Annotated in this window: 18 protein-coding genes; 10 read left to right on the forward strand and 8 right to left on the reverse strand. The window is 57.1% G+C overall.

The window, feature by feature from the left end:
- Nucleotides 1–211 precede the first annotated feature (211 nt).
- The 8 genes from SD425_RS10195 to SD425_RS10230 form a co-directional block, all read right to left on the reverse strand.
- Entirely contained in the window at nucleotides 212–1,192 is a 981-nt protein-coding gene (locus SD425_RS10195; protein WP_324678103.1) for a helix-turn-helix domain-containing protein, read from the reverse strand.
- Between the two features lie 48 nt (nucleotides 1,193–1,240).
- Complete coding sequence (locus SD425_RS10200) at nucleotides 1,241–1,723, reverse strand: cupin domain-containing protein (protein WP_324678105.1); 483 nt, start codon at nucleotides 1,721–1,723, stop codon at nucleotides 1,241–1,243.
- A gap of 49 nt (nucleotides 1,724–1,772) precedes the next feature.
- Nucleotides 1,773–2,345, reverse strand: a complete 573-nt coding sequence (locus SD425_RS10205) for a sugar O-acetyltransferase (RefSeq protein ID WP_324678107.1) — start codon at nucleotides 2,343–2,345, stop codon at nucleotides 1,773–1,775.
- A gap of 19 nt (nucleotides 2,346–2,364) precedes the next feature.
- Nucleotides 2,365–3,090 carry a carboxymuconolactone decarboxylase family protein gene (locus SD425_RS10210; RefSeq protein ID WP_324678109.1) on the reverse strand — a complete coding sequence of 242 codons (726 nt, stop codon included), beginning with the start codon at nucleotides 3,088–3,090 and terminating at the stop codon, nucleotides 2,365–2,367.
- A 66-nt stretch (nucleotides 3,091–3,156) separates the two neighbouring features.
- Nucleotides 3,157–3,639 carry a cupin domain-containing protein gene (locus SD425_RS10215; protein WP_324678111.1) on the reverse strand — a complete coding sequence of 161 codons (483 nt, stop codon included), beginning with the start codon at nucleotides 3,637–3,639 and terminating at the stop codon, nucleotides 3,157–3,159.
- Nucleotides 3,640–3,830: 191 nt separating this feature from the next.
- A complete protein-coding gene (locus SD425_RS10220) occupies nucleotides 3,831–4,751 on the reverse strand; it encodes a helix-turn-helix domain-containing protein (RefSeq protein ID WP_324678113.1) in 921 nt (306 codons plus the stop codon).
- A 91-nt stretch (nucleotides 4,752–4,842) separates the two neighbouring features.
- Nucleotides 4,843–5,838 (reverse strand): aldo/keto reductase, encoded by a 996-nt coding sequence (locus SD425_RS10225; protein WP_324678115.1) that lies wholly within the window; start codon nucleotides 5,836–5,838, stop codon nucleotides 4,843–4,845.
- 60 nt (nucleotides 5,839–5,898) lie between these two features.
- Nucleotides 5,899–6,750: an aldo/keto reductase gene (locus tag SD425_RS10230; protein ID WP_324678117.1), complete on the reverse strand. Its 852-nt coding sequence runs from the start codon at nucleotides 6,748–6,750 to the stop codon at nucleotides 5,899–5,901.
- Nucleotides 6,751–7,440: 690 nt separating this feature from the next.
- Between SD425_RS10230 and SD425_RS10235 the strand changes: the two genes are divergently transcribed.
- The 10 genes from SD425_RS10235 to SD425_RS10280 all read left to right on the forward strand — a co-directional run bounded on the left by SD425_RS10235 (nucleotide 7,441) and on the right by SD425_RS10280 (nucleotide 26,919).
- The gene (locus SD425_RS10235; RefSeq protein ID WP_324678119.1) at nucleotides 7,441–8,880 is read left to right on the forward strand and encodes a glycoside hydrolase family 28 protein; all 1,440 of its coding nucleotides are present in this window, start codon (nucleotides 7,441–7,443) and stop codon (nucleotides 8,878–8,880) included.
- Between the two features lie 114 nt (nucleotides 8,881–8,994).
- Nucleotides 8,995–10,299, forward strand: coding sequence for an acetylxylan esterase (locus SD425_RS10240; protein ID WP_324678121.1), 1,305 nt, complete (start codon nucleotides 8,995–8,997; stop codon nucleotides 10,297–10,299).
- Nucleotides 10,300–10,615: 316 nt separating this feature from the next.
- Nucleotides 10,616–11,215 (forward strand): RNA polymerase sigma factor, encoded by a 600-nt coding sequence (locus SD425_RS10245; RefSeq protein WP_324678123.1) that lies wholly within the window; start codon nucleotides 10,616–10,618, stop codon nucleotides 11,213–11,215.
- A gap of 66 nt (nucleotides 11,216–11,281) precedes the next feature.
- A complete protein-coding gene (locus SD425_RS10250; RefSeq protein WP_324678125.1) occupies nucleotides 11,282–12,322 on the forward strand; it encodes a FecR family protein in 1,041 nt (346 codons plus the stop codon).
- Nucleotides 12,323–12,385: 63 nt separating this feature from the next.
- A complete protein-coding gene (locus tag SD425_RS10255; protein ID WP_324678127.1) occupies nucleotides 12,386–15,886 on the forward strand; it encodes a TonB-dependent receptor in 3,501 nt (1,166 codons plus the stop codon).
- Nucleotides 15,887–15,977: 91 nt separating this feature from the next.
- Nucleotides 15,978–17,504 (forward strand): RagB/SusD family nutrient uptake outer membrane protein, encoded by a 1,527-nt coding sequence (locus SD425_RS10260; RefSeq protein ID WP_324678129.1) that lies wholly within the window; start codon nucleotides 15,978–15,980, stop codon nucleotides 17,502–17,504.
- Between the two features lie 45 nt (nucleotides 17,505–17,549).
- Entirely contained in the window at nucleotides 17,550–17,681 is a 132-nt protein-coding gene (locus SD425_RS10265; RefSeq protein WP_324678131.1) for a hypothetical protein, read from the forward strand.
- Between the two features lie 110 nt (nucleotides 17,682–17,791).
- Nucleotides 17,792–21,016, forward strand: coding sequence for a glycosyl hydrolase (locus tag SD425_RS10270; RefSeq protein WP_324678133.1), 3,225 nt, complete (start codon nucleotides 17,792–17,794; stop codon nucleotides 21,014–21,016).
- A gap of 309 nt (nucleotides 21,017–21,325) precedes the next feature.
- Nucleotides 21,326–23,734: a glycoside hydrolase family 95 protein gene (locus tag SD425_RS10275; protein ID WP_324678135.1), complete on the forward strand. Its 2,409-nt coding sequence runs from the start codon at nucleotides 21,326–21,328 to the stop codon at nucleotides 23,732–23,734.
- A gap of 131 nt (nucleotides 23,735–23,865) precedes the next feature.
- Complete coding sequence (locus tag SD425_RS10280) at nucleotides 23,866–26,919, forward strand: TonB-dependent receptor (protein ID WP_324678137.1); 3,054 nt, start codon at nucleotides 23,866–23,868, stop codon at nucleotides 26,917–26,919.
- Nucleotides 26,920–26,934 lie beyond the last annotated feature (15 nt).

Consider the following 26,934-nt stretch of genomic DNA (forward strand, 5'->3'; position numbering starts at 1 on the left):
AAATGGATATGTATACTTTTCAAAGAGTGCTGGCTTACCCGTCCGATTTACCCACGAACTTCCTTTCCAGCAGCGGCTTTGGCTAGCATAAAAGCATGCCTCGCTCACCATCGACACCCAAGTATCAGTGGCGAGCGAGGCAACAGGCTAAGTAAGGAGGAAGGCAACAATACCCAGCCACCTGGACGAGTTCGGTTGGCGCTAGTGTGCCTTACGCCGGCAGGGCTGGTGCCTGCGCACGGCGGAAGGTAAGGGGGGTAGTGCCGGTGTGCTTTTTGAAGAAGTTGTTGAAGTACGTGGGGTACTCGAAGCCTAGGCTGTAGGCAATTTCGCCTACGCCCCAGTCGGTATGGGCCAGTAGCAGTTGGGCTTCCGTGAGCAGCCGCTCATTGATGTGCGTGCTGGTGGACTTGCCCGTGACCTCCTTCACCATGGCATTCAGGTGATTGACGTGAATGGCCATACGGTCGGCGTAGTCGCTGGCCGATTTGAGTACCGGCTCGCGCAACTGCGCCGTTATGGGAAACTGCACTTCCAGCAAATTCAGAAACAGGCTGGTGATGCGCTCGGCCGCGTTGGCGGGCGCGTGCTGCGCGGTGGCCGGCTCCAGGCGGGCCGCCTCATGAATGATGATGGAAAGCTGGTTGCGCAGCAGGTCTTCCTTGTGGGCGTAGTCCGACTCTAGGTCGCGCCGCATGCGGGTAAAAGCGTCGGTAAAGTAGCGGGCTTGTTCTTCGGACAGAAAGTACACCGGGTTGCCTTCTACCTTGTAGAGCACGGTGTCTTTCAGACTCACGCCGCGCATGGCCGAGTGCAGAAACGACTCGGAAAAGCAGCACAGGTAACCCTGCTGCTCGTTGAAGCCCTCGGGCACCTCCCAGGCGTAGGGAATCAGGCGGTTAGTGAACACCAGCGCGGGCTGGTTGATACCGAAGCTACGGGTGGTGTAGTGCAGCTCGTTGACGCCTTCCAGCACCAGTACCACCTTGAATTTGTCGCGGCGGTTGAAGCTGCCTAGGCCGCAGCGCGCCTCGTGCATGGTCAGTACTTCCACGTCCTCCCCAATATGGTAGGGCGAAGGCTGGGTAAAGGGGCGGACTTCGGTCATGGGATTGCTTAGCGCTTTGGCCAGCATGCGGCGCTGGTGCGTATCCTTAACGGAGGCCGGGAGCCTATGGTTGGTATCAGCCATGGGGTGAACGGGTTATGGGTTGGGTGGCAGCCGCTTGCTGGTGGCCTGCTACTTAAAACTGGTGTACTCCTGGTCGGTCACGGGGCTGCCCCAATCCACGATGCCCTTCTCGGTATTGACATTGAGCGAGATGTGCGTCATGCCCTGCTGGGGCGAGGCGCCGTGCCAGTGCTCCACGCCGGGTTGGGCCTGTACCACCTCGCCCTTGCGTAGCAGCCGGATGGGCTGCCCCTTTTCCTGGTAGTACCCTAGGCCATCGGTGACCAGCAAAATCTGGCCCGCTGCGTGCGTATGCCAGTTCGAGCGGGCACCCGGCGTAAACGTCACGTTGCTGCTCGCGCAGTTAAACGTATCGTCGTTTTTCACCAGCGTGGACACGTACACTACCCCCGTGAAATTGGCCGCCGGGGCCCGCTCCCCCTTCGGGAAAGGGCCGCTCAACGGTCCTGCTGGGGCTTTCGGCGCGGTTTGAGCGAAGCTGGTCAGGCCGATGCCGAGGGCTAGGGCAGTGGTTAGGACGATGCGATTCATAGCAAGGGGGGTAGGAAAGTGAAAAATCGAGTTCGGCCGTGGGCAACCCTTAGAGGTGCTTGACCACCCGCGCGGGCACGCCGGCCACAATGGTATTGGCCGCCACATCTTTCGTGACCACGGCACCCGCGCCCACAATGGCGTTTTCGCCGATGGTGACGCCGGGCATCACCGTCACATTAGCGCCGAGCCACGCGCCCCGTTTCAGCACGATGGGCAAGGAAATGGTGCTGCGTCGCTGCGCCGGCTCGGTGGGGTGATTGGTGGTGATGAGGTTCACCTTGGGGCCCAGCAGCACGTCGTCTTCCAGCGTAATGCCACCCCGGTCCATGAAGGTGCAAGCGTGGTTCACGAAGACATTCTTGCCAATCTGAATGTTGTGCCCGAAATCGGTGTAAAAGGGCGGAATCAAGAACAACGACTCATCCACCGGCTTATTAATCAGCTCGCTGAACACGCGGTTTACCTGCTCGTTATCATCCACTCGCATGGCGTTCAGCTCCGAGGTAATGCGGATGGCTTTGCGAATGATGGCGTAAATCTGCGGGTAGTCCGGGTCATCGAACCGGATAACCTCGCCGGCCAACTCGCGCTCAAAAATGGTTCGGGGCTGGGGCTCCATATAGGCAGTTGTGAGTGGTTTACTTCTTACTTTTCAGTACCCTAGTCAGCACGGTGCGGGCGGCTTCGGCCTTTGGCTGGCCCACCGCCGCTTCGCAAAGCCCAATGAGCTGTTGCAGCTGCGCTTCAGTCAGGCCCACGTGCAGGCCCGCGCCCAAGTGAAACTCCAGCATCGGCTCGACGCCGCCTAGGCTCACGAGCGTCGCCACGGTGGCCAGCTCCCGCTCCTGAAACGTGAGCACGTCGCGCTCAAAGAGGTCGGCAAACAGGTGCTCTTTCAGAAACACGTCGCTTTCAGGGCTGAAGGCATTGGCCCCGGTTTTGGGGCCAGTTTCGGGCTTGCCAGTGAGCTGCTCCAGGTTCTTCTTGCCGCGCTCGTACTTGGGCGCGGTGCTGGTAATGGGGGAGGCCGCCCGGCCCACCACCTCCTGAATGCCTCGGGCTTTGCGTTCCTCCAGCACCTGCATCAGGGTATTGATGCCGCTCAGGCTGCGCGGAAAGCCACAGTAGGCGTAGAGATGCACTAGGACCTCCTTCGCCTCGTTCACGGTCAGCCCCGCGTCGAGACCCTGACTTAGCGCCGGGTGCAGGTGGGGCAAATCGCCGGTGGCGGTGTAGGCCGACACAGTTACCAGGGCCTGCTGCCGGGCAGTGAGGGGGGGAGGCGCTTGGGCGGAAGTAGGCATGCGTGTTAGGAAGAGTAAGACCGAGATGAGGACAGTAGCCAGTAGTAAGGGGCGCGTCATAACGTTGGGGGCAGGTAAGCGTAGCCGCAGCGCCAACGGCTTGTGGGACTGCTGTATAGAAACGGGTTACCCGTGCGCGCTCCGGTATTCCTCGTCCGTGACGGGTTGCAGCCAGTCGGACACCCCTTGCTTGACGTTGGGGTTGATAGCTAAGTGGGTGAAGATGCTGTCGGCCGCAGCGCCGTGCCAGTGAACCACCCCTGGCGCAATACTTACCGTGTCGCCGACCCGCAGCAGCTGGGCAGGTTGCCCTTTTTCCTGGTAAAAACCCCGGCCGGCTGTCACGACTAGAATTTGCCCAGCAGGGTGCGAGTGCCAGTTGTTGCGGCAGCCCGGCTCGAAGGTCACGTCGGCCACGGTGCAGTCGGTAGGGTTACCGCCAGCTAGCATCGTGACCCAGGCCGTGCCCGAGAAGTACTCGGCCGGGCCGCGCTTGGTGCCGGCCGGGGTAGGGGAGGAATTAGTGGAGTCGCTCATAGTAGAGGGATAGTTGGAGCCGCTACGCGGGGCTGGAATGGAACCTAGCAGCACGTGCATGAGCAGTGTCACTCATTCACGTCCTGTGCTTAGAGAATCCGATTAGCGCAGTTGCTGACCGGGTAGTGCAAAGGTCAGCCTGGCCTTTCCCTCAAGAGAAAAGCAATTCAAACGGATTTGTATACAAATCAAAGAATTGCCCGAAGCGGTAAGCCGCCGGGAAAAGGCGACACTTAATGGCTTGTTAAACTCCTATCTATACCTCAAACAGCCTTGCGAAAAGCTAGGGGTGTCAGGCCCACGTGCTTCTTGAAAAAGATGTTGAAGTAGGACGCATACTCGAAGCCTAGGCCATAGCCGATGGTCGCCATGTCCCAGTCGGTGTGGTGCAGCAGGGCTTTGGCTTCGCCCACGATGCGCTCGGCGATGTGGGCCGTGGTGGACTTGCCGGTGGCCTCTTTCACGGCCCGGTTCAGGTGGTTGACGTGCATGGATAGCTGCTGGGCAAAATCACCGGGCGCGCGCAACTGCAGCGGCTGTTCCGGGTTTTCGACGGGAAACTGCCGTTCCAGCAATTCTAAAAACAGCGACGTGATGCGAGCGGCTGAGTTCTTAGGTTGCAAAAAGGTTTCGGCCGGCTGCATGCGCAGCGCCTCGTGAATCAGCAGCTGGAGGTAGGTGCGAATCAGGTCGTTTTTGAACAGGTACCCGGTGTTCTGCTCCGCGATAATTTTCTGAAAAATGCTCTGGGCGTAGGTACTCTGCGCTGCATCGAGGGGGAAGATGGGCGAGCCGCCTACCTTAAACAGCGGCGACTGCTGCAGGCTCTCCGACCGGTCATTTTCCTTCATGAACGCCTCGGTAAACAAACAGGAATAGCCAGTCAGGCGTGGGGCGTGCAATTCCAGCGAATACGGGATGTAGGGATTGGCAAACAGCAGGCTGGTACCCGGCAGCTTGATGCTGCGGTCGGCGTAGTGCACGGTGCAGTCGCTAGTCATCAGGGCCACTTTGTAGAAGTCGCGGCGGCGATACGTCACACCGGCGTTCCCATCCGTATCTACCTCGTAGGCCCGGAAGCCGCGGCGCTGCAACTCCCGGGCGCTCTGCTCCTGGGTGGCGCAAGGTTGGTCGGCCGTTGAGGCGGGTGCCGCTGTTTGTGCTGCTACCGGTTCGTTGTGCATAGGGCAAAGAGTAAAACAGGTATACCTACGGCCCGTCGCCTTCGCTAGGCCACTTTCAGCAGGGCCGACATCGTGCAGAGGAAGCCGCTATTTAGCGATTTATCATCTTTTGCTGAGCCTCGGCGTAGCGGTCACCCACCAGGGGGATGCGCGCGGCGGCCTCGCCGATTTCGCGCAGGTCGTCGGCCGAGAGGGGTAGGGCGGCCGCGCCTAGGTTCTCTTCGAGGCGGTGCAGCTTGGTAGTGCCGGGAATGGGGGCAATCCAGGGCTTTTGGGCCAGCAGCCAGGCCAGCGCAATCTGGGCGGGCGTGGCTTGCTTGTCCTGAGCAATACGGCCTAGCAAGTCTACCAGGGCCTGGTTGGCCTGGCGGGCGTCGGGCGAGAAGCGCGGCACCGTGCTGCGGAAGTCAGTCTTATCAAACTGGGTGTTCTCGTCAATTTTCCCGGTCAGAAAGCCTTTGCCCAATGGGCTGTACGGCACGAAGCCGATGCCTAGCTCTTCGAGGGTAGGGAGGATTTCCTGCTCCGGCTCGCGCCACCACAGCGAGTACTCGCTTTGCAGAGCCGCCACGGGCTGCACGGCGTGCGCCTGCCGGATGGCCTCCACGCCAGCCTCACTCAGACCGAAGTGCTTGACCTTGCCCGCCGCAATGAGGTCCTTCACGGCGCCGGCCACGTCCTCCATGGGTACATTGGGGTCCACGCGGTGCTGATAAAGCAAGTCGATGCGGTCGGTGCGCAGTCGCCGGAGCGAGGCATCCACCACCTGCCGAATCTGCGCGGGCTGGCTGTTGAGGCCACCGCGGTTCTGGCCGGTTTGCTGGTCGATGTCGAAGCCAAACTTGGTGGCAATGACCACTTGGTCGCGCACGGGCTCCAGGGCTTCACCTAGGAGCGCCTCGTTGGTCCAGGGGCCATACACCTCGGCCGTGTCGAAGAAGGTCACGCCCCGCTCCACGGCGGCGCGAATCAGCTGAATCATCTCATGCGAGTCGTGAGCCTGGCCGTAGCCGAAGCTCATGCCCATGCAGCCCAGGCCGAGGGCCGATACCTGCAGGCCACTGGTGCCCAATGCGCGTTGTTGCATCTGATAAGGGGGGATTAAAGGAAAAGATGGGGGTAGGGGGCGTAAGCGGCCAAGAAAAGACTAGAGGTCAAACTTTACCTCGCTCATCCACTTCACAATGGCGGAGTCGCGGTGGTCGAAGAAGGCGCTGGCGTTGGTGTCCAGCGTCTGAATAGCGGCTAGGTCCTCGGCGCTCAGCTCAAAGTCGAATACCTGGAAGTTTTCGGCAATGCGCTCGGGCTTGACGGACTTCGGAATCACGACTACCCCGCGCTGCGTGAGCCAGCGCAGTACTACCTGCGCCACGCTGCGCTGGTACTTGGCCGCCAAGTCTTGCAGCAGCTTGTTGGTAAATAGATTGTTGCGCCCCTCCGCAAAAGGGCCCCACGACTCTAGCTGCACGCCGTTTTCCTGCAGAAATTGCTGGGTTTCGACTTGCTGGTGGAAGGGGTGCGTTTCAATTTGATTGACGGCTGGCTTCACCTCGTGGTGCACCAAGAAGTCCATCACGCGGTCATTCGGGAAGTTGCTGACCCCAATAGCCCGGATTTTGCCGGCGTGGTACAGCTCCTCCATCGCCCGCCACGCGCCGTACACGTCGCCGTAGGGCTGGTGGATGAGGTACAAATCCAGGTAATCGAGCCCGAGCTTCTGCAGAGATTTTGCAAATGCGGCTTTCGTGGGCTCGTAGCCCGCGTCCTGCACCCACAGCTTGGTGGTGATGAACAGCTCTTCGCGGGGCACGCCGCTCTTCTGAATGGCCCGGCCCACCGCATCTTCGTTGCCATACGCCGCGGCAGTATCAATCAGGCGGTAGCCCGCGCGCAATGCCGCCGAGACGCTAGCCTCGCATTCCTGCGGGTCCGGAATCTGGTATACGCCGAAGCCCAGCAGGGGCATCTGCACGCCGTTGTTAAGGGTTGTGTATTGCATGGTTATCTGAAAGGGTAAAAATTAAAATGACAGCGTGCGGCGCATGACGTTTTTTGTCCCGTCATCGGCGCCCGCTACTTATACCCGCCCTGGCGAGCGTTAAGATTACTAGCCAGAAAAGTCCGGCAAGGAGCTGCGTTAAGCAGCTCTGGAGTGTTGGGACAAAGTTCGGGTAACCTAGGGCCGGTACTTGTATTACTATCAAACGGATTCTTATACTAATCAAACGATTTGCGTAGACTAGGTGTCACGAATTCGACCTTCATAGTGCCGAGTATTTCACTGATGCAGCCGGCTTTACCGACCATTTGTTTGCCATGATGCCGGCCGTTTTCTGGCCAGATAAAGTCGCCGACTGCTACGCCATCTTGGTGGGTACGCGCGGGTAGAACTGCGCAACAGCCAAGGAAAAACGGTACTATCTTCCATCGCAGACCTGTATAGCAAGTATCTTGTCGCTGGGCTAGCTTTTCTGAACCCGATCTGCCCAAAGGCAACTACACCTTGACCGTATCGGTACTGGCGGAGCGCAGCACGCGGTCCGATAAGCGAAAGGCGTTGTACGGCAGCACGAGCACTATTATCTCCCTCGATGAGGTGGTCGTCAGTGAATAAACGCGCGAGCGGATAGACAAACTTTTAAGCTAGGCCTGCCGTTGTCGCCATCCTCTATTTTGCTTGCTTTACGCCATGAATTTGAACTACCACTTCGCCAAACTGCCGGTGCTGGCCACGGGCCTTTTTCTACTGCTCGCTTTAGTACCCAAAGACGAGCCCAAAGTCTGGACGTCGGCTAGCCAGCCGTTGCAGGAGCTAGCCCAGGTGCGCAAACTGATTAAAGCCCCAATCTTCAAAAACAAGGAGTATTCGATTACTACCTACGGCGCCAAGGGCGACGGCACGACCAACAACACTGAGGCCTTCAAAAAAGCCATTGAAGCTTGTAATGCTGGGGGCGGAGGAAGAGTGCTGGTACCGGCGGGTAAATTTCTGACCGGGCCTATTTACCTGAAAAGCAACGTTAACCTGCATCTGGATGCGCAGGCGACTATTGTCTTCAGCCAAAACCCGAAGGACTATCCGCTGGTGCTCGTGCGCTGGGAGGGCATGGATTGCATGAACTACTCGCCCCAGATCTACGCCTACAACGAAAGCAACATTGCCATTACCGGCAGCGGCACCATCGACGGCAACGCGGACAACGAGCACTGGTGGCCTTGGAAAGGGCGGGCGCAGTACGGCTGGAAAACTGGCACGCCCAACCAAACCAACGCCCGTGACAGCCTGCACGTGCTGATGCACAATAAGGTTGAGCCGCGTAAAAGGGTGTTCGGCGCAGGCTCCTACCTGCGGCCCTACATGATCCAGCCCTACAACTGCAAAAACCTGCTGATCTCCGGCGTCAAGCTCGTTGAATCACCCATGTGGTTTATCAGCCCAGTGATGTGCGAGAACGTAACCGTGGAGAAGGTGCGCATTTCTTCGCACGGTCCCAACACCGACGGTTGCGACCCCGACGCCTGCAAAAACGTGCTGATCAAGGACTGCTACTTTGACACCGGCGACGATTGCATCGCCATCAAATCGGGCCGCGACGAGGACGGGCGCGACAACAAGCGACCAGCAGAAAATCACATCATCGAAGGCTGCGAAATGAAAGATGGGCACGGAGGCGTGGTGCTAGGCAGCGAAATTGCTGGCGGCGCCCGCAACATCTACGCCCTAAACTGCAAAATGGACAGCCCCGACCTCGACATCATTCTGCGCATCAAAACCAGCTCGTCACGAGGCGGAATTATTGAGAATATCTTCCTAAGAGATATCAAGGTGGGCACGTATAAAACGGCGGCCGTGCACTGCAACATGTTCTATGAGAAGCCCGGCAGCTTCATGCCTACCATTCGCAACATCTGGGTAGAGAACCTCGACGTGACCGACGGTGGCGAGTACGGCGTGTTTGTGAATGCTTATAAAGAATCTCCGGTTACAAATCTCAAACTGGTGAACTGCACCATCCGCAGCGTAGAGAAGCCCGTGCAGACCGACTATACTAAAAACTTGGTGCTGCAAAACGTGCTAGCCAACGGCCAACTCGTCAAGCAGAGTACGGCTGCCAAGAGCAGTAACTAAGGCCACGTCTCCGTCTAGTACCACGAGCGAGCGGCATACAGGCTACGGCTCCGTAGTAGTGGCTTCTTGCTCCTTTTATTAGTCCATTCCAGAACTTCTGACCTCCGTCTGTGCATGAGGAAGTCCCGCTTTTTGCTGTCCATCTGCTTACTCGTATTAGGGATCCACCTAGGACTAGCGCAGAACTCGCCCGCCCCATTAAAGCTGATCAGCTTTGTGCTAACCCCTAGCGCCCCCGAGTGGAAGTACGCGGTCAACCAGACTGCTTCAGTACAGGTGCTGGTGTTGAAGAATGACGTGCCACTGGAAGAGGCGACGATCAGTTATGAGTATGGGCCGGAAATGCTAGACGCAGAGAAGAAGGGAAGCCTGACGCTCAAGAAAGGGCAAGGCCGAATCGACCTAGGTACCAGTAAGCAGCCCGGCTTTCGGCAACTACTCGTGAAGACCGAGTACCAGGGGAAAACCTACAGCAGCCAGGTGAAAATCGGGTTTTCACCCGAACGGATTACGCCGACCGTCGAGCTGCCCTCCGATTTTGCCGCCTTCTGGGAGCAGGCCAAACGCGAAGCAGCCACCGTGCCGATGGATGTCCACCTGACGTACCTGCCGGAGCATTCCACGAGCACCGTGGACGTGTACTTGGTTAACTTGCAGAACTACCAGAAGGGGCAGCGTTTATATGGCTTTTTGTGCAAGCCCAAGGCGCCCGGCAAATACCCCGTGCTGTTTTCGCCACCAGGCGCCGGGGTAAAAGCAATCGGCCCGTACACCTGGTATGCCGAACAGGGATTCATCAGCCTCAGCATTGAAATTCATGGTATTTCGCCCTTGCTCGACGAGGCTACCTACAAAAACATCAGCAATGCCTTCGGCGATTATACCCTTAATCGGCTCGATGACCGGGACAACTACTACTACAAACGCGTATACCTAGGTTGCGTCCGCGCTATCGACTACCTGTGCAGCCTGCCCGAGTTCGATGGCCGGAATGTGGTCGTAACGGGAGGAAGCCAGGGCGGGGCCCTCACCATCGTCACCGCGGCCTTGGACAAACGCGTCACGGCGCTTGCTGCTTTTTACCCGGCGCTGTGTGACCTGACCGGATACCTACACGGCCGGGCTGGCGGTTGGCCACACCTGCTAAACGCACGCTCCGCCGGCACCAACAATACGCCAGCCAAGCTCCGCACCATAGGCTATTACGATGTCGTGAATTTTGCTCGTCAAATAACGGTTCCCGGTTTCTACTCGTGGGGCTACAACGATAATACCTGCCCACCGACTTCGGTGTATGCGGCTATCAACACCATCAAGGCACCCAAAACTGTAGTTATTTCGCCCATAACTGGTCATTGGCGCTTCGAGGAAACCAACCTAGCCTCCATCGAATGGCTCAAGCAGCAGATCGTAAAATAGGTATTACCAAGGAAGGCTTGGCTAAGTGTTGAACCGCAAACAAGCGTCGGTTCGCAAATCAAAGCGGCCTTCGTAGGTACAATGTCCTTTCATTCCTAAGCGATACACTCCTCACAACTTTCAACGCTATTAGTCCTAGGTAAACTAATGCTGCCGTACGAGCGCCCGAGAGGCTTGTAGCTTCTAAGGTGCTCGTTTTTGTCCTTGTTACAGTATTATTTTAAAACGAATTATCTTCATTAATTACAGATATTTAAGTCGATAGAGCCGATGCCTCACATATCGTGAGAAGTATACATGCATATAAATGACATTCATGCCTGATGAACAAACATTGTGGCGCTCCATGTGCCAAGGTGATAAAGCGGCATTCAGGCAGCTGCATCAGGCGCATGTTCATCATCTTCTAAACTATGGACTGCGTCTGCACGGCTCTCTCTCAGTCGTAGAGGATTGCTTGCAGGATCTTTTTGTCGAGTTATGGCATTACCGTGCCCGTTTGAGCCAGCCCACATCCGTACGGTTCTACCTACTGAAAGGACTGCGAAACAAGATCAAGGCGCAGTATAAGCGGGAGCAGCTTTGGCAAGCTAGTCTAGAGGACGATGCCGAAGAATGGTTTTCGCAGTACTCCTTTAGCCTAGAGCCATCTGCTGAGCAACGGCTAGTTGAACTGGACCTCGATGCTGAGCGGCGCGAGCAAGTGCGGCAGGCGCTAGAAGCCCTTACGCCCCGGCAACGTGAAATCCTGTACCTGCGGTACTTCAACGACCTCTCGTATGAACAAATCTGTGAGGTAATGAGCATCAATTATCAAGCAGCCCGCTCACAAGTATACCAAGCCTTGAGGGTACTCCGCACCGTCTTAAAGAACCAGTATTTGTTGGCGCTGCTCGTTAGCAACTTTTTTCTGTAAAAAATTCTCTTTTTCATACTACAAAAGAGGACCGTTACGCCACTGTAGGATTATTAACCCTTGGTTATGAAATCCTACGCTGATTATAACCCCTACGCTACCGACGACTTCCTGGCGGATACAGCCTTTCGAGCTTGGATCAGGCAGCCTACGCCCGAAATGGATGCCTACTGGCGGGGTCTGCTGAAAACCAATCCGCAACTGCGCGACGCATTTGCAGAAGCGCGCTTGCTAGCGCAAGGTTTAGAAAGTACATGGACTTCCTTTTCGGATGCCTACGTAGAATCTTTGTACGAGCGCTTACGAGTGCCGCATACTACGCCCCGGCTGCGGGCAAGGCGTAGTTCTCGGCGGCTGGTGGCCGCTGCAGCGGCAGTGTTACTCGTGGGAAGTGGTTGGGCGTACTCGTACTTCATGGTGCCGCAGCGTATTCAAACGGCGTTCGGTGAGGTGCGAACCCTGACTCTGTATGATGGCTCGGTAGTGACGCTCGCCGCAAATACCCAACTGGAGATTCCTTCCCGCTATCAGTGGCAACAGAGCCGGCAAGTATGGCTGAAGGGCGAAGGCTACTTTGTCGTGCAGAAACAGAAGCAACACGACCAGGCAGGCGCCTACCGCAAGTTTGTGGTTCATACCCAGCGCGTCGATGTGGCGGTGCTAGGTACGCGGTTTTCGTTGTACACGCGCCCCAAGCAAATGCAGGTGGTGCTTGAAGAAGGAAGCATTGAATTAACGGACGCTGCCACTCGCCAACACTTATTTATGCAACCCGGGCAGGTGGTACAATACGCACCCAAAGAGCAGTTCTATCATCTCCAGCCGGCTGCTACCGCCCATAAGCGCCAGTTGACCGTTTGGCGCGAAAACCTGCTGGTATTTAATGGTGCTACCATGAATGAGTTAGCCCGTCGCTTCAAGGAGGTGTATGGGCTAGAACTGGTGCTGCAAGGTGAGCTTTTCACTAAACAGCAGTTCGTCGGCGAGTTGCCAGTAGATGATGTACAAAAAGCCTTGCTCATCCTCTCAGAAACGTTCGGTGCTAAGGCCGTTCGGGATGGAGCCCAGGTCTATTTTATTTCCAATGATCAGGTCAAATCTCAGTAAAGCATCATTCAAAAGCTTGAAGAATAACCTGTAATAATCCTGCCACACAAAAGACTTAGTTATATGCCTAGACCCTTACTGATTGTTCCGCTGAGCGTGCCCCTGTTGCTGGGAGCTGTTGATTGTGTATCAGCGCAAACGTATGCAGCTATGCAGATGCAACAACACAGCTCACCTACGATTGCGCAAACTACGAATGCATATAAGCAAGTAGACTTGCCACTTTTACTCAAGGAACTAGCGCAAACGTATGCAGTAAAGTTTAACTACAAAGCCGACCTGGTGCGCAATGTCACCGTTGCGGCTCCTGCAGTGGCCGAGTTTGATGGAAAACTGACTGAACAACTTAATTCGGTTCTACAGTCCGTAGCATTGCAATGCGCTTCCATTGACGCTCGCACCTTTGTGATTCAAACTCGGGTGCCTTCGGCTCGCCAGGCCCAGCAAGTTAACGCGTCCGCAACAGCCGATATCGTAGTGACTGGCCGTGTCACTAGCCGCGACAACAACGAAGGCTTACCGGGCGTGACCGTGCTGCAGAAGGGCTCCACGAATGGTGTTTCCTCGGGCGGAGACGGCTCATTCTCCCTAACTGTGCCGGCGGGAAGTACCCTGGTCTTCAGCGCTATCGGGTATATAACGCAAGAATTGCCGGTTACGAGTTCGACAGCTAGCCTTAACGTGAAGCTAGCGGCCGATAATAAAGCGCTGGACGAAGTGGTAGTGGTGGGCTACGGCACCCAGAAGAAAGCGGACGTGACCGGTGCCATTGCTACCCTCGATGCGAGCAAGCTAGAAGAGCGGCCCATTCTGCGCGTCGATCAGGCGCTGGTGGGGCAGCTAGCGGGCGTGCAGGTACAGCAGAACACCGGCTTGCCTGGCCGAGGCTTTGCGGTGCAGGTGCGCGGCACGGGCTCTATCACGGCCAACAACCAGCCGTTGTATGTGATTGACGGCTTTCCGCTGGAAGCGGCCGCGCCCAACTCCAGCGGCAACTATGCCACGGGCAGCCCGCTCGACAATATCAATCCTAATGATATTCAATCCATTGAGGTATTGAAGGATGCCGCGGCGGCCGCCATCTACGGCTCGCGTGCGGCCAATGGTGTGGTGTTGGTAACTACCAAGCGTGGCAAAACTGGTAAGGCTCAGATTTCTTTTAATACCTACGCTGGGGTGTCGCAGGCCGCGCGGAAAGTGAAGCTGCTCTCGCCGGAGGAGTGGATCGAGCGGGCCACTGAGGTCATTAACGGCAACTGGGTACGCTCCGGTACCGGCCGCAATGCCACCGACGACAATGCCACCCGCCGCCGTATTTTGAACCTAGGTGCCACTGGCTACAACCCCGACCTGATGCCCGACGACCGTTGGACCCAGCCCGGCCACCCCGGCCTGGATTTCGTGGACTGGCAGGATGAAGGGTTCCGCACCGCTAAAGTGCAGAACTACCAGGTGAGCGCCGCAGGCGCTACCGACAACGTGAACTACTACATATCGGGCAACTACACCGACCAGGACGGCATCGTGCTGGGCGTGAACTATAAGCGCTACTCGGCTCGCGCCAACATGGAAGTGCAAGCCAATAAAAAGCTGAAGTTTGGTCTGAACGTGGCACCTAGCTACTCCGTGTCGAGCGACCCCGGCGTGGAAGGCAAAGACAACATCCTGAACAAGCTCGTCACGATGGTGCCTGTAGTCGAATCGTCGGCTGGGCTGCTTTCCAACTACGGCGATAATGACCGCTACCTCTGGGCCAGTAGCAGCAACAGTCCGTATGGCCTGCTCACTGATCGGCAGCAGCGCACCACCACCTTCCGGACGCTAAGCACCGTGTTTGCAGAGCTGGAAATTATTAAGAACCTGCGTTTCCGGACCACCCTTAACCTCGATAACACCGACGTGCGCAACAAGTCGTATGTGCCCAACGCTAAGTCGGGTGGGCTAGGGGCGACGGGCACGTTCTCGGCGTATCGCAAGCAGGCGTTCGTGAACGAAAACACCCTGACCTATAACCGCACGATTGCCGAAAAGCACAGCGTCACGGCGCTGGCAGGTTATTCCTACAACTTCTTTAAAACCGAAACCGACAAGCTGAAATCGTCGGGGGGCTTTGTGAACGCCGCCGTGACAACCCTGAACGGAGCCCAGAACATCAGTGGCACTAGCGACAACGGCACCAGTGAGACCCAGAACGTACTGCTGTCGTACTTCGGCCGCTTGCAATACGCTTATGAGGGCAAGTACCTGTTCACGGCTAGCGTGCGCCGCGACGGTTCCTCGCGCTTCGGTGAAAACGACAAGTGGGGCATCTTTCCGGCAACTTCGCTGGGTTGGCGCATCTCGCAGGAAAAATTCATGCAGGCCCTGCGGCCAATCAGCGAGTTGAAGCTGCGCGCTAGCTTGGGCTACTCCGGCAACAACGGTATTGGCGACTACAGCAGCGTGCCCACCTTGGGCGTCTATAACTACGAGCTAGGGGGCGCGCTAGCTACCGGCCAAGCGCCTAATGTTTCGGCTAACCCCAATCTGAAATGGGAGAAGTCGCGCACGCTTGATTTCGGCTTGGATTACGGCTTTCTGGACAACCGCATTTATGGCTCTTTCGACTACTATACGAAAACCAGTAACGACCTGCTCCTGAACCAGCCCGTGCGCGGCGCGTCGGGTTTCAGCTCGCAGCTCGTCAACATCGGCGAAGTAGTGAACAAGGGTTGGGAAGTGGAACTGAATACGCGCAACCTGACGGGAGCCTTTCAGTGGAACACGTCGGTGAACTTCAGTCACAACGAAAACCGGGTGGTGCACCTAGGTACCGGTGACGCACCCATTGAAATCGGCACCGCGCTTTATGGCGCACCTAGCGTATTGCTGAAAGTAGGGCAGCCCATGTACTCGACGTATGTGGTCAAGCAAATCGGTATCCTGACGCAGGCTGACATCGACAACAACGTGCCGATTGTCCAGGGCCAAACCCAGGGTGACCCGCGCTACGAGGATGCCAATGGCGACGGGGTTATCAGCGTGGCTGACCGCCAGATACTGGGTCAGCCCAATCCGAAATACACGTGGGGTATCACCAACACGTTCCGCTTCAAGGGTTTTGACCTGAGCGTGCTGGTGCAGGGCCAGCATGGAGGCAGTGTTTACTCGCTTCTGGGCCGGGCTCTCGATGGCACTAGCATGGGCTATAATGGCAACGCGGCCGTTGCGCAGCGCGACCGGTGGCGCTCACCCGAGAACCCCGGAGCTGGCGAGCGAGGCCAGGCTCGCGCCAACTTCACGCCCTTGCTCAACAGCTCATGGCTGTACTCGTCGGACTACTACCGCGTGCGCAACATTACGCTGGGCTACAACCTAGGTAACATTCTGAGCAAGCGCGTGGCGCAGGGTGCCCGGATTTACTTCTCGCTGGAGAACTTCTTTGGCCATGACTCCTACCGCGTGGGCTACAACGTGGAGGCGGCTAACTCCAGCAACAGCAGCGACGGTTTCTCGGTGAGCACCGACTACGGCGGGCTGCCTCTTTCCAAAGCCATGACCCTAGGTCTGAACGTCACTTTCTAAAAAGCCGCTGGCTTTTCGCCGTCCGCGGCATGCGCTACTGGGTTCCCGCTGTTTGCGGCCGGTAGCTTAAAGCCAACCGCCACTACTCTCCATGAAAAAGATATCTCTCCTGTTTCTCACGGCGGCCGCCCTCACCTTCAGCAGCTGCGAAGACGAACTCAACCAGGCGCCTATTTCCAGTGGCTCGGTACCCACGTTCTACCAGAGCGCAACGGACTTCAGCCAGGCGCTGAACGCTACCTACAATGCCCTGCGTAACTTTCCGGACCGTGAGCTCACCTTATCCGAAATGCGCTCCGACAATATCTACGGGGTAAGCACCCAAGGCGTCCGCCCCTGGGAGCCCATCAACAATTTCTCGACGACCATTGCCACTAGCGAATTCGTCGATGAAGCTTGGAGCGCCAACTACGCGGGTATTTTCCGGGCCAACGTCCTGCTGGACCAACTCGGCAAAAACGGCGGCGTACTCGCCGCCGACGTACGAAGCCGTATGGAGGGCGAGGCCAAGTTTTTACGCGCCTTTTTCTACTTCAATCTGGTTCAATACTTTGGCCGCGTGCCGCTGGTCGACAAGCCCTTGAGCCCGCAGGAAGTGGCTACCATCAACCGCACGTCGGTTGATGAAGTGTATAACCTCATTGTCGCCGACCTGCTGGATGCGGCCGGCACCCTTGCGCCCTCCTACACGGGGGCCGACGTGGGCCGCGCCACTAAGTGGGCCGCCAAGGGGATGCTAGCCCGGGTATACCTCACCCGCTCCGGCGCGACCTACGGCATTGATGGACCCGGCCGCGGCACCAACGACTACGCGGCCGCCCTAGGTTTGCTCAACGAGATTATCGCCAGCGGCCAGTTTCAGTTTTTGCCCAACTACGCCGACATTTTCTCCTACACCAACGAAAACAATAAGGAAGTACTTTTCGACATCCACTATAGCAGCGGTGGTACGGGCCTAGGGGCTACCTACCCGTCTATTTTGGTTTCTAATAACTACTTCAACTCGGTTGTGCCGAACACATCCGGCTTCAGCACCGGCGACGAGCTGCGCCCCGCTTCCAACAACTTGCTCAGCTCGTTTGCCACCGGCGACTTGCGCCGGAGCCAAGCCTTGCAGGTGGGCTTTACAGTAGCGGCCAGTGGCAGCACACCCGCCATCACCGATTCTCGTGCCGCCTACAAAAAATACCTCGACGTGGCCCGGCGCGGCACCACTCGTGCCGACTGGTCCATCAACTTCATCGTGCTGCGCTACACCGACGTGCTGCTGATGAAGGCCGAGTGTATTCTTAAAGGTGGCGGTGGCAGCCAGAGTGACGCAGATGCCATCATGAACCAAGTGCGCCGCCGGGGAGTCGCTAATGCGCCGGCCGTGACCAACACCACCTACGCGCAACTCATCGAAGAGCGCCGCCGCGAGTTTGTGGGTGAAGGCCTGCGTTGGCACGACCTCGTGCGCTCGGGCAATGCCGTGACCATCATGAATGCGTGGATACCCCAAGACGACGTAAGCAAGCGCATGCGCTCCCCCATTACGGCCAACGACCTGATTTACCCGGTGCCACAGTCTGAGTTGAGCGCCTCGGGCTATGATTACGAGCAGAATCCTGGTTATTAAATAGATAACTTAACGCTCAGCCGCCGCGACATTGCTACTGCTTACGTGCTGACGATTTCCATGGCATATCAGCAACCTAGGTTGGCTACATCAGTACGTGGCCAGCCTAGGTCGATACTGCTCCCACTTGGCCGTACTCGCATCACCGAGTCGGTCTTCAACCAACCGAATGGCTAAATGCCACTCCCCGTTGCTTACTAGCAGCCTGCTGCATGAATCAAAAAGAACCTAGTAGAATAGCGGCTAAATCATTGTCTGGCAGCTGCCTAGCGCTAATGCTTTGTGCAATGAGCTACGCGGCAGCGGCGCAGCAAGACAGCCTCTCACTTGCGTTCAAGCAGCCAACGGCCAACGCAAAGCCTATGATCTGGTGGTTTTGGGGGGAAAGCACCATCACGGAACACGGCATTACCAAAGACCTAGAAGCCCTGAAAAGCGCGGGGTTCGGTGGCGTGGTCCTGTACGAACAAGTTTTCAAGGATGATCCTGACGCGTTGAAAAGCCTTTCGCCGGAATGGTTAAGCCGCGTTCGTTTCGCCGCCGCGGAGTGCGCTCGATTGGGCATGCGCCTAGAAATCAATAGTAGTAATGGCTACGTAGCCGGAGGACCCTGGATTACGCCTGAGCTAGGCATGCAGCGACTAGTCGCAAGTGAAACAACGGTAGCAGGGGGGCGGCACCTAGCCCTACAGCTAGAGCAGCCCCCCACAAAGCTCAACTACTACAAAGACGTAGCGGTACTGGCGTTTCCGGCCTTAAAAGGCCAGCTTTTGCCCGCTCCCGTCATCACGAGTAGTCCGAAGGTGGACGACCTAGCCGCCATGTTCAACACCGCGGCACCCGTTCGAGTGAGGGTGAAGCCGGCAGCAGGTGGCAAGCCGACCTACATCAAGCTGGATTATGGGTCGCCGGTTGAAGTCAGGAGTATCACCTACGCGCTCCGGCCGTCCTCGAAGGCGTATATCATTGCTACGCAGGTTCCTGGTAACTGGAGCAAAGACTTCTACGGCGAAAACATGAAGCCCATCCTGCCCATTGGCGAGCTGGAAAGCAGCGCGGATTCGCTTCACTGGGAAAAGATAAAGCAGTTGCCGGGGCGAGGCTATCAGTTTGAAAACTGGGATAGGCAGACGCTAGCTTTCAAACCCGTAAAAGCTAGGTATTTCCGCCTGAACCTCCACGACTGGGGCTACAACGACCGAGCGAAAGATGCGGACCTGCTGATCGGTAGCGTTCGATTGCAGGGCACGGCCAAGATTGACCAATGGGAAAAGAAGAGTGGGAACACCAATGATTTTCCCGACCCCGACTTAACACCCAACTATCAAGCCGGGGAAGTTATTGACCCGCGTAAGATCGTCGACTTGACGCATTTGATCGATGCCACTGGTCACCTGGAGTGGACGGCCCCAGCCGGCCGCTGGACGATTATGCGGTTTGGACATACGCCCACCGGCGTAAAAACCAAGCACGGCCGCCCCGAAGGCCTAGGTCTCGAATGCGATAAGCTGAGTGCCAAAGCGACAACGGTGCAATTTGAACACTACGTTGGCACCATCCTGAAAGAAGTACAACGCGTGCCGGGAGCAAAGGTGGCTGGCGTCAACATGGACAGTGCGGAACACGGCACGCAGAATTGGACCGAGGACTTTGCCGAGCAATTTCGCAAGCTGTGCGGCTATGATCTGCGGTCCTACTTGCCCACGATGGCGGGCTACGTAGTTGATAATCCTCAAGTCTCTGAACGCTTTCTGTTTGATGTCCGCAGGACTATCGCCAACCTAATGAGCGATCAGTACTACGGCACGTTTCAGCAGCTCTGCCACGCCAACGGGATGACCTTTATGGCTCAGGCGCCGGGCAATGCAACCTGTATGCCCAGTGATAATATCCGGGCCAAAGGGCGAACGGACATTCCAATGGCGGAATTCTGGATGCCCGAGAAGGAGGGGAGCATCGAATGCAAAGAGGCATCTAGTTCGGCGCACATCTACGGCAAAAGCACTGTCGCCGCCGAATCATTCACCGGCAGTAAGGCCGACGTGACCCTAGCCCAAATGAAGCCGCTGGCCGACGCGGCGCTGGCGCAGGGCATCAATCGGTTTGTGGTGCTCGCCTACATGCACCAGCCGTGGGATGAGCGCAAACCGGGCGTAACCGAAGACCGGTTTTACCTGCCTTACCAGCGCCACAATACCTGGTGGCAGGAGAGTACGGGCTTTTGGAATACCCTAGCTCGGTCTTCGCAAATGATGCAAACCGGAAAGCCGGTCATTGATATTCTGTATCATCTCGGGAATGACACTCCCCTAAAAATCGCCACGGCCCGCATGCGGCCCGTACCCCCAGTCGGCTACGATTATGACGTTTGCAGCGACGAAATCTTGCTGAGAACGACCGTTAAAAATGGTCGTATTCAGTTACCTAGTGGCATGACCTACCGCCTGCTTATACTGGCCGGCGGAAAACAGCTGACCCTAGCAAGCCTGCGCCACATCCACGATCTGGTTAAGCAGGGAGCCACCATTCTAGGCCAAGCCAAAGTCAACGGCTCCTCCTCACTTGCGGACGGCAAAGCGGCTGATTTGCAAGTTCGTACCATCACGAATACGTTATGGGGCGCTGGAAATGCCAAAAATGGCCAGACCAATCTTGGCGCCGGCAGATTTATCTGGGGCGTTTCCCCCGCGGAGGCACTAAAGCGCATGCAGGTACTCCCCGATTTCGAGGTGGCGTCTTCTGCGCATGCGGACAGTATTTTGTTTAATCACCGCAAGGCGGGGCAGGACGAAATCTACTTTATCGTCAATCACGCGCAGCAACCCCTCGCCTTTGAGGGTGTTTTCCGGACGGAGAATCTACATCCTCAGCTCTGGAACCCAGAAGACGGTGCTATGGTGGGAGTAAAGCACTACCAGGAAGCAAAAGGGCAAACCACCATTCCGCTACGGTTGGAGTCACACGAATCGGTGTTTGTAGTATTCAGAACCAAAGCAGTACCGGCAGTGGAGCAACCTAGGTTAGTGGAAGCCCTTCCAGTTTGGAAAGATCTTTCCTCAGATTGGCTGCTACGCTTTACACCAGGCTTAGGCGCTCCGAAAGAGGTAAGCTTAAGCAAATTAACATCGTGGACAAGCGCTGCTGATTCGGGCGTACGACACTATGCCGGCACCGCCACATACAGCCGAAAATTCGAGGTAACAAGCAAGCCTCCTGGGCGGATTATGCTCGACCTAGGTTCTGTAAAGGAAGTAGCCACCATAAAGGTGAATGGCGTTCCTTGTGCGCCAATCTGGAAAAAGCCTTATGCAGTTGATATTACCGAGATGATCAAACAAGGTAATAACGACTTAGAGGTAGCAGTTACCAACACCTGGGCTAACCGCCTAATTGGCGACGCCGGCCTCCCTCTAGATAAGCGCATTTCATGGGCAACCTTTAATCCCTACAACCCAGAAGATCCCTTGATAGCATCTGGGTTATTAGGGCCAGTGGTCTTGAAAACTGAATAGAATAGGAGCTAGTAATCTAGGTCAGCCGCACCGAATCAGAATACATTTTCATTTGTCAGGAGCGACACAGCGCGCGGAGCGTCACTTAATAAATCACGCAAGCATGACGCAGATCCTGAAGCATCACGCTGTAGCAGCTGTATTTCACAAGCCTTGTGGTAGCGTGTATCAATCAGCGTGGTAAGCGGTAATATGAACAGTAACATGCAGAGTAATAGAAAGTGGCAGTGGCTGGTGGTAAGCGTCTTATTGAGCACGTTGAACGTAGCCTTCTGCCATTCGGCAAGTGCCAAACCAAAGCCAGCGCCTTTGAAGCTGTGGTATACCAAACCCGCCGCGAACTGGAACGAAGCCCTGCCTATCGGCAACGGCCGCTTGGCCGCTATGGTCTTTGGGCAGCCCGGCCGGGAGCGGCTGCAACTCAACGAGGAAACCGTGTGGGCCGGCGAGCCGGGCAATAACGTGGTGCCGAGCGTGTACGAAGGCATTCAAGGCATTCGCAAGCTGCTCTTTGAGGGGAAGTACAAGGAAGCCCAAGACCTGTCGAACCAGACCTTTCCGCGGAAAGTAGCGCCCAATAACAACTACGGCATGCCCTACCAAACGGTGGGCAACCTGCTGCTGACTTTCCCCGGCCACGAAGCCGCTACCAACTACTACCGCGACCTAGATATTCAACAAGCGGTAACCAAGGTAATCTATCAAGTGCAAGGCGTGACCTACACCCGCGAGATGTTCGCCTCGCTACCCGACCAGGTCATCGTGGTGCGCTTGACAGCTAGCAAGCCAGGTAGTATCACCTGCCAGATCGGCATGAACAGCCCGCAGCTTAACTATGGTGTGAAGACGGAGCCCTCGAAGCTGGTGCTAGCGGGCGTCAGCGGCGGCAATGACAACAAGGTCGGCAAGGTCAAGTTTCAGGCGCACATCGTGCCGAAAGTGGAAGGCGGCACCGTAACCTCGACCGACAGCACCCTGCAAATAACCGGTGCCAACGCGGCAACGGTCTACATTTCGATGGGCACGAACTTCAAGAGCTACAAAGACCTGAGCGGCGACGAGGCCATCAAAGCGGCTTCGTACCTGCCGACGGCCCTAGCTCATGCGTACCCAGCCGCCAAAGCCGCCCACGTAGCTAGCTACCGGCGCTACTTCGACCGGGTGAGCCTCAGCCTAGGCAGCTCCGATGCAGTGAATAAGCCTACCGATGCGCGCCTCGCGGATTTTGCCAAAGGAAACGATCCGGCCCTGGCTGCCATGTACTTCCAATACGGGCGCTACTTGCTGATTTGCAGCTCCCAACCCGGTACCCAAGCCGCCAACTTACAGGGCAAGTGGAACGACAAGCTAGCTCCGCCCTGGGACAGCAAGTACACGGTAAACATCAACACCGAAATGAACTACTGGCCGGCCGAGGTGACGAATCTGTCGGAGCTGCACCAGCCGCTGTTCGCCATGCTCAAGGACCTAGCGGAGACGGGCAAAGAAAGTGCCTCGGTCGTCTACCACGCGCGCGGCTGGAACATGCACCATAACACCGACTTGTGGCGCATCACCGGCAACGTCGATGGTGGCTTCTACGGCATGTGGCCCATGGGCGGCGCGTGGCTCACCCAGCATATCTGGCAGCATTACTTGTACACCGGCGACCAAGCTTTTCTGCGGGAGTACTACCCCGTGCTGAAAGGGGCGGCCCTGTTTTATGTGGATGCCTTGCAGGAAGAACCTAGCCATAAGTGGCTGGTGATGGCGCCTTCGATGTCGCCGGAGAATACCTACGAGCCGAGCGTGGGCATCACGGCGGGTACGACTATGGACAACCAGCTGGTGTTTGATGTATTCTCCAATGCCCTGCGCGCTGCGGCTGTCCTGAACACGGACAAGCCTTTTGCTGATACGCTCCAAAACATGATCAAACGCCTGCCGCCCATGCAGATTGGTCAGTACGGGCAGCTGCAGGAGTGGCTGCAAGACTGGGACGACCCCAAGAGCACGCACCGGCACATCTCACACCTATACGGCCTGTTTCCAAGCGGACAGATTTCGCCCTACCGCACGCCGGAGCTGTTTGAAGCGGCCCGCGTGACGCTCGCCCAGCGCGGCGACGTATCCACGGGTTGGTCGATGGGGTGGAAGGTGAACTTCTGGGCCCGTATGCTCGACGGCAACCACGCCTACAAGCTGCTCACCAATCAATTGCGTCTGCTCTCGGGCGACCTGGTAAAGGTGAGCGAAGCCACTGGCGGCGGTACCTACCCGAACCTCTTGGACGCGCACCCACCGTTTCAGATCGACGGCAACTTTGGCTGCACTTCGGGCCTAACGGAGCTATTCGTGCAGAGCTACGACGGCGCTATCGACATTTTACCCGCGCTGCCGGATGCTTGGCCTACGGGCGAAGTGAAAGGCCTGGTGGCGCGTGGTGGCTACGTGGTGGACCTAGCCTGGGACAAGGGCAAGGTCACGCGCCTACAGATTACCTCTAAGCTAGGTGGCAACTGCCGCCTGCGCCTGCACTCGCCCCTGAAAGCCAGCAGTAAAGCCAGGCTGACCGTGGCGCAGGGCGACAATCCCAATCCCTTTTACCAACTGGTAGTGCCCGTGCAAGCACCGCTTATTTCAGCTAAAGCCAGCCCTCAAAAGCCTCAACTCCCGACTTCAACGCTCTACGATATGGCTACCCAAGCCGGACAGACCTATGAACTGACCAACAAGTAAGCGTGGTGAGCCTAGCTACGGTGCTGTGTGCCAGCACTAGTAGTTGCAGGAATCCACCATTGCTGACATTTTTTCTCACATGCAATACCCATTAAAATCCCCACACTATGAGAAGAAAACTACTAGTACCCATGAGGCTAACGCCCGCTCGCCCCACGGGAGCTTGGCGAAACCTCGCTTGCGCATCAGTGCTTCCGCTGTTTCTGGTGGCCACTTGCCCGGCGACCTCACTAGCACGTGGTAACCACGAAGCAACCAGAAAATCGACAGCAGAAGAGGCTGCCCAGCCGTTGGCCGACCGGGTAATAACCGGGTTTGTGACCGACGAGAAAAATGAGCCGTTGCCTGGCGTGACCGTCGTGGTAAAAGGCACCACGCAGGGCTCGACAACGGACGTCGCCGGCAAGTTCCAGGTGACGGTGCCCGAAACCGGTGAGGTGGTACTCTCTTTCTCCTACATTGGGTACAAAAGCCAGGAAGTAGTCGTCGGTAATCGAAAAACGATTACGCTAGCCCTAGCTCCCTCCACCAATGCCGTCGACGAGGTCGTGGTAATCGGCTACGGGGCCGTGCGCAAGAAGGACCTGACCGGGGCAGTATCCCAGCTCAAGGGCGAGGAGCTGAAGGAAATTCCGGCTGCCAACGTGCTAGAAGCCGCCCAGGGCAAAATTGCGGGGGCTGATATTACCCGCAGCAGCGGCCAGACGGGGGCAGCCGTTAACATTAACATCCGCGGCAACCGCTCGATTGGGGGCAATAACTCGCCGCTGATTATTGTGGATGGCATTCAGTACAACAGCCTGCAAGACATCAACGCCAACGACATCGAGACGATGGACGTGCTGAAAGATGCCTCGTCGACTGCCATTTATGGCTCGCGCGGTTCGAACGGCGTCATTCTGATTACCACCAAAAAGGGCAAGTCGAGCAAGCCGGAAATCTCCTTTAACACCTACGCGGGCGTTTCGCAGGTCACGATGTACCCGAAGGCCATGGACCTTTACGGCTACCGCGACCTGAAGCGCGAGGCCTGGCGCGCCGCCGGCGTGTGGAAGAGCCCAACCGACGACCCGGCTATTTTTACCAACGGGGCCGAGTACCAAGCCTTGCAGGACGGGGTGTGGACGGATTATCAGGATAAGCTCATTCACCATGGCTTACAGCAAGACTATCAGGTGGGCGTGCGGGCCGGTACCGACCGCCTAAAGGGGTACGTCTCCGTCGACTACTTCAACGAGAAGGGCATCCTGAAAATGGATGAACTCAAGCGTTACACCGGCCGCCTCAACGTCGACTTCATCGCTACCGACTGGCTGAAGGTGGGCCTGCAAAGCCAGCTGACGTACTACGACCAGGGTGTGCGGCGCGACCCGCTGAACCAGGCTAATAAAATCAGCCCCCTAGGTTCGCTCTACGACGCCAACGGCAACTTTAACTTCATCATGCTGGACGGCCAAACCGCCAGTCCGCTCTCCGACGAACAGCCGAACGTGTTTAAAGGCCAGGTACTGACGACCCGGACGCTGACCAACGGCTACGTGGAGCTGACGCCCGTGAAGGGCCTTATGATTCGCAGCACGCTAGGGGTCAACTTGTCGTCGGCACGCGACGGGGCCTATATGTCGCCCAAGTCGATTGACCGGTCGCTCTCGGGCAAGTCGCTGGCTACCTACAACACCAGCAACAGCCGTGGCATCAACTGGGAGAACGTGGCGACCTATCAGCGGGAGTTTGGCCAGCATGCCTTCACTGTGACGGGTATTGCCAGTTACCTAGGCAATAGGGCAGACAGCGCGGCGGCATCGGGTGTCAATCAGCTGCTGCCTTCGCAGCTCTTCTACTCGCTGGGCAGCGCCACCGAAGAAATCAAGATTAGATCAGCTTATTCGCAGAACAACCTGGTATCATTTGCGGGGCGCCTCAACTACGCTTTCCGCGACCGGTATTTGCTGACGGTGACGGCTCGCAAAGACGGCTCGTCGAAGCTAGCAGTGGGCAACAAATGGACGTTCTTTCCGTCGGCGGCCCTGGCCTGGCGTATTGTGGATGAACCGTTTATGCAGGGCATCAAAGGCCTGACCGACCTGAAGCTGCGCACCAGCTACGGTGTGGCCGGCAACGACCCCTCTGGACCCTACGCCACCCAGACCACGCTCACACGCATTGCCTTTGGCTACGACGAGGTGTCGTACCCGGCTTACACGTTTTCGCGTAGCGTAGGTAACCCAGACCTAGGGTGGGAGCTTTCCTACACCAAGGACATCGGCTTGGACGTAGGCATCTTCAATGGCCGCCTAGCGGGGTCGATAGACTACTACGACACCCGTACCCGCGACCTGCTGCTGAACCGGGGCCTGCCCCCCACGACGGGCGTAACCACGGTGAAGCAGAACATCGGCCGCACGCGCAACCGGGGCTTGGAAGTCTCGCTGACCAGCACCAACATCAAGGCCAAGGACCTGACCTGGACCAGCACGCTCACCTTCACGCGCAACAAAGAGGAGATTACCGAACTCGTAACCAATGGCAACGACGTGGGCAATGGCTGGTTTATCGGCCAGCCCATTCGCGTGTACTACGACTACGAGAAGCTAGGTATCTGGCAAACCAACGAAGCCGACCAGGCCGCCAAAATCCAGCCCACCCAGGTGCCGGGCGAAATCAAGGTAAAGGACCAGAATGGCGACGGTAAGATTGACGCTATCAACGACCGGATTATCCTGGGCAACCCGCGCCCGAAGTGGAGCGGCGGCCTTGATAACACGTTGCGTTACAAGGGCTTTGATCTGAACTTCTTTATCTACGCCCGTATCGGCCAGATGATTAACTCCGACCGCTCGGCGCGCTTCGACTACCAGGGCATCGGCAACAGCACGGCCGGCCTCGACTATTGGACGCCCGAAAACCCGACCAATGCCTACCCACGTCCTAACAAGAACGGGGGCGGAAAATACCTCTCGACACTAGCTTACCAGAACGGCTCGTTTGGCCGCATCCGCAACGTCACGCTCGGATACAACTTCTCTAAGACGTTGCTGCCGAAGGCGATTAGCGGAGTTCGGGTGTACGTAACGGGCAAGAACCTGTACACCTTCACCAAGCTGAACTATGACCCGGAGCGGGGCGGCGGCGAAAGCTTCCCCATGACCAAACTGTATGTCGTTGGCCTGAACGCCACATTCTAACTCTAGCATCCCATC

The sequence above is a fragment of the Hymenobacter sp. GOD-10R genome, assembly GCF_035609205.1.
In the GTDB taxonomy this organism is placed as follows: domain Bacteria; phylum Bacteroidota; class Bacteroidia; order Cytophagales; family Hymenobacteraceae; genus Hymenobacter.

Excerpts from the sequence above, each read along its gene's own strand:
- SD425_RS10195 (WP_324678103.1), bottom strand. The coding sequence starts at position 1,192 with ATGGCTGATACCAACCATAGGCTCCCGGCCTCCGTTAAGGATACGCAC.
- SD425_RS10200 (WP_324678105.1), bottom strand. The coding sequence starts at position 1,723 with ATGAATCGCATCGTCCTAACCACTGCCCTAGCCCTCGGCATCGGCCTG.
- SD425_RS10205 (WP_324678107.1), bottom strand. The coding sequence starts at position 2,345 with ATGGAGCCCCAGCCCCGAACCATTTTTGAGCGCGAGTTGGCCGGCGAG.
- SD425_RS10210 (WP_324678109.1), bottom strand. The coding sequence starts at position 3,090 with ATGACGCGCCCCTTACTACTGGCTACTGTCCTCATCTCGGTCTTACTC.
- SD425_RS10220 (WP_324678113.1), bottom strand. The coding sequence starts at position 4,751 with ATGCACAACGAACCGGTAGCAGCACAAACAGCGGCACCCGCCTCAACG.
- SD425_RS10225 (WP_324678115.1), bottom strand. The coding sequence starts at position 5,838 with ATGCAACAACGCGCATTGGGCACCAGTGGCCTGCAGGTATCGGCCCTC.
- SD425_RS10230 (WP_324678117.1), bottom strand. The coding sequence starts at position 6,750 with ATGCAATACACAACCCTTAACAACGGCGTGCAGATGCCCCTGCTGGGC.
- SD425_RS10235 (WP_324678119.1), top strand. The coding sequence starts at position 7,441 with ATGAATTTGAACTACCACTTCGCCAAACTGCCGGTGCTGGCCACGGGC.
- SD425_RS10240 (WP_324678121.1), top strand. The coding sequence starts at position 8,995 with ATGAGGAAGTCCCGCTTTTTGCTGTCCATCTGCTTACTCGTATTAGGG.
- SD425_RS10245 (WP_324678123.1), top strand. The coding sequence starts at position 10,616 with ATGCCTGATGAACAAACATTGTGGCGCTCCATGTGCCAAGGTGATAAA.
- SD425_RS10250 (WP_324678125.1), top strand. The coding sequence starts at position 11,282 with ATGAAATCCTACGCTGATTATAACCCCTACGCTACCGACGACTTCCTG.
- SD425_RS10255 (WP_324678127.1), top strand. The coding sequence starts at position 12,386 with ATGCCTAGACCCTTACTGATTGTTCCGCTGAGCGTGCCCCTGTTGCTG.
- SD425_RS10260 (WP_324678129.1), top strand. The coding sequence starts at position 15,978 with ATGAAAAAGATATCTCTCCTGTTTCTCACGGCGGCCGCCCTCACCTTC.
- SD425_RS10270 (WP_324678133.1), top strand. The coding sequence starts at position 17,792 with ATGAGCTACGCGGCAGCGGCGCAGCAAGACAGCCTCTCACTTGCGTTC.
- SD425_RS10280 (WP_324678137.1), top strand. The coding sequence starts at position 23,866 with ATGAGGCTAACGCCCGCTCGCCCCACGGGAGCTTGGCGAAACCTCGCT.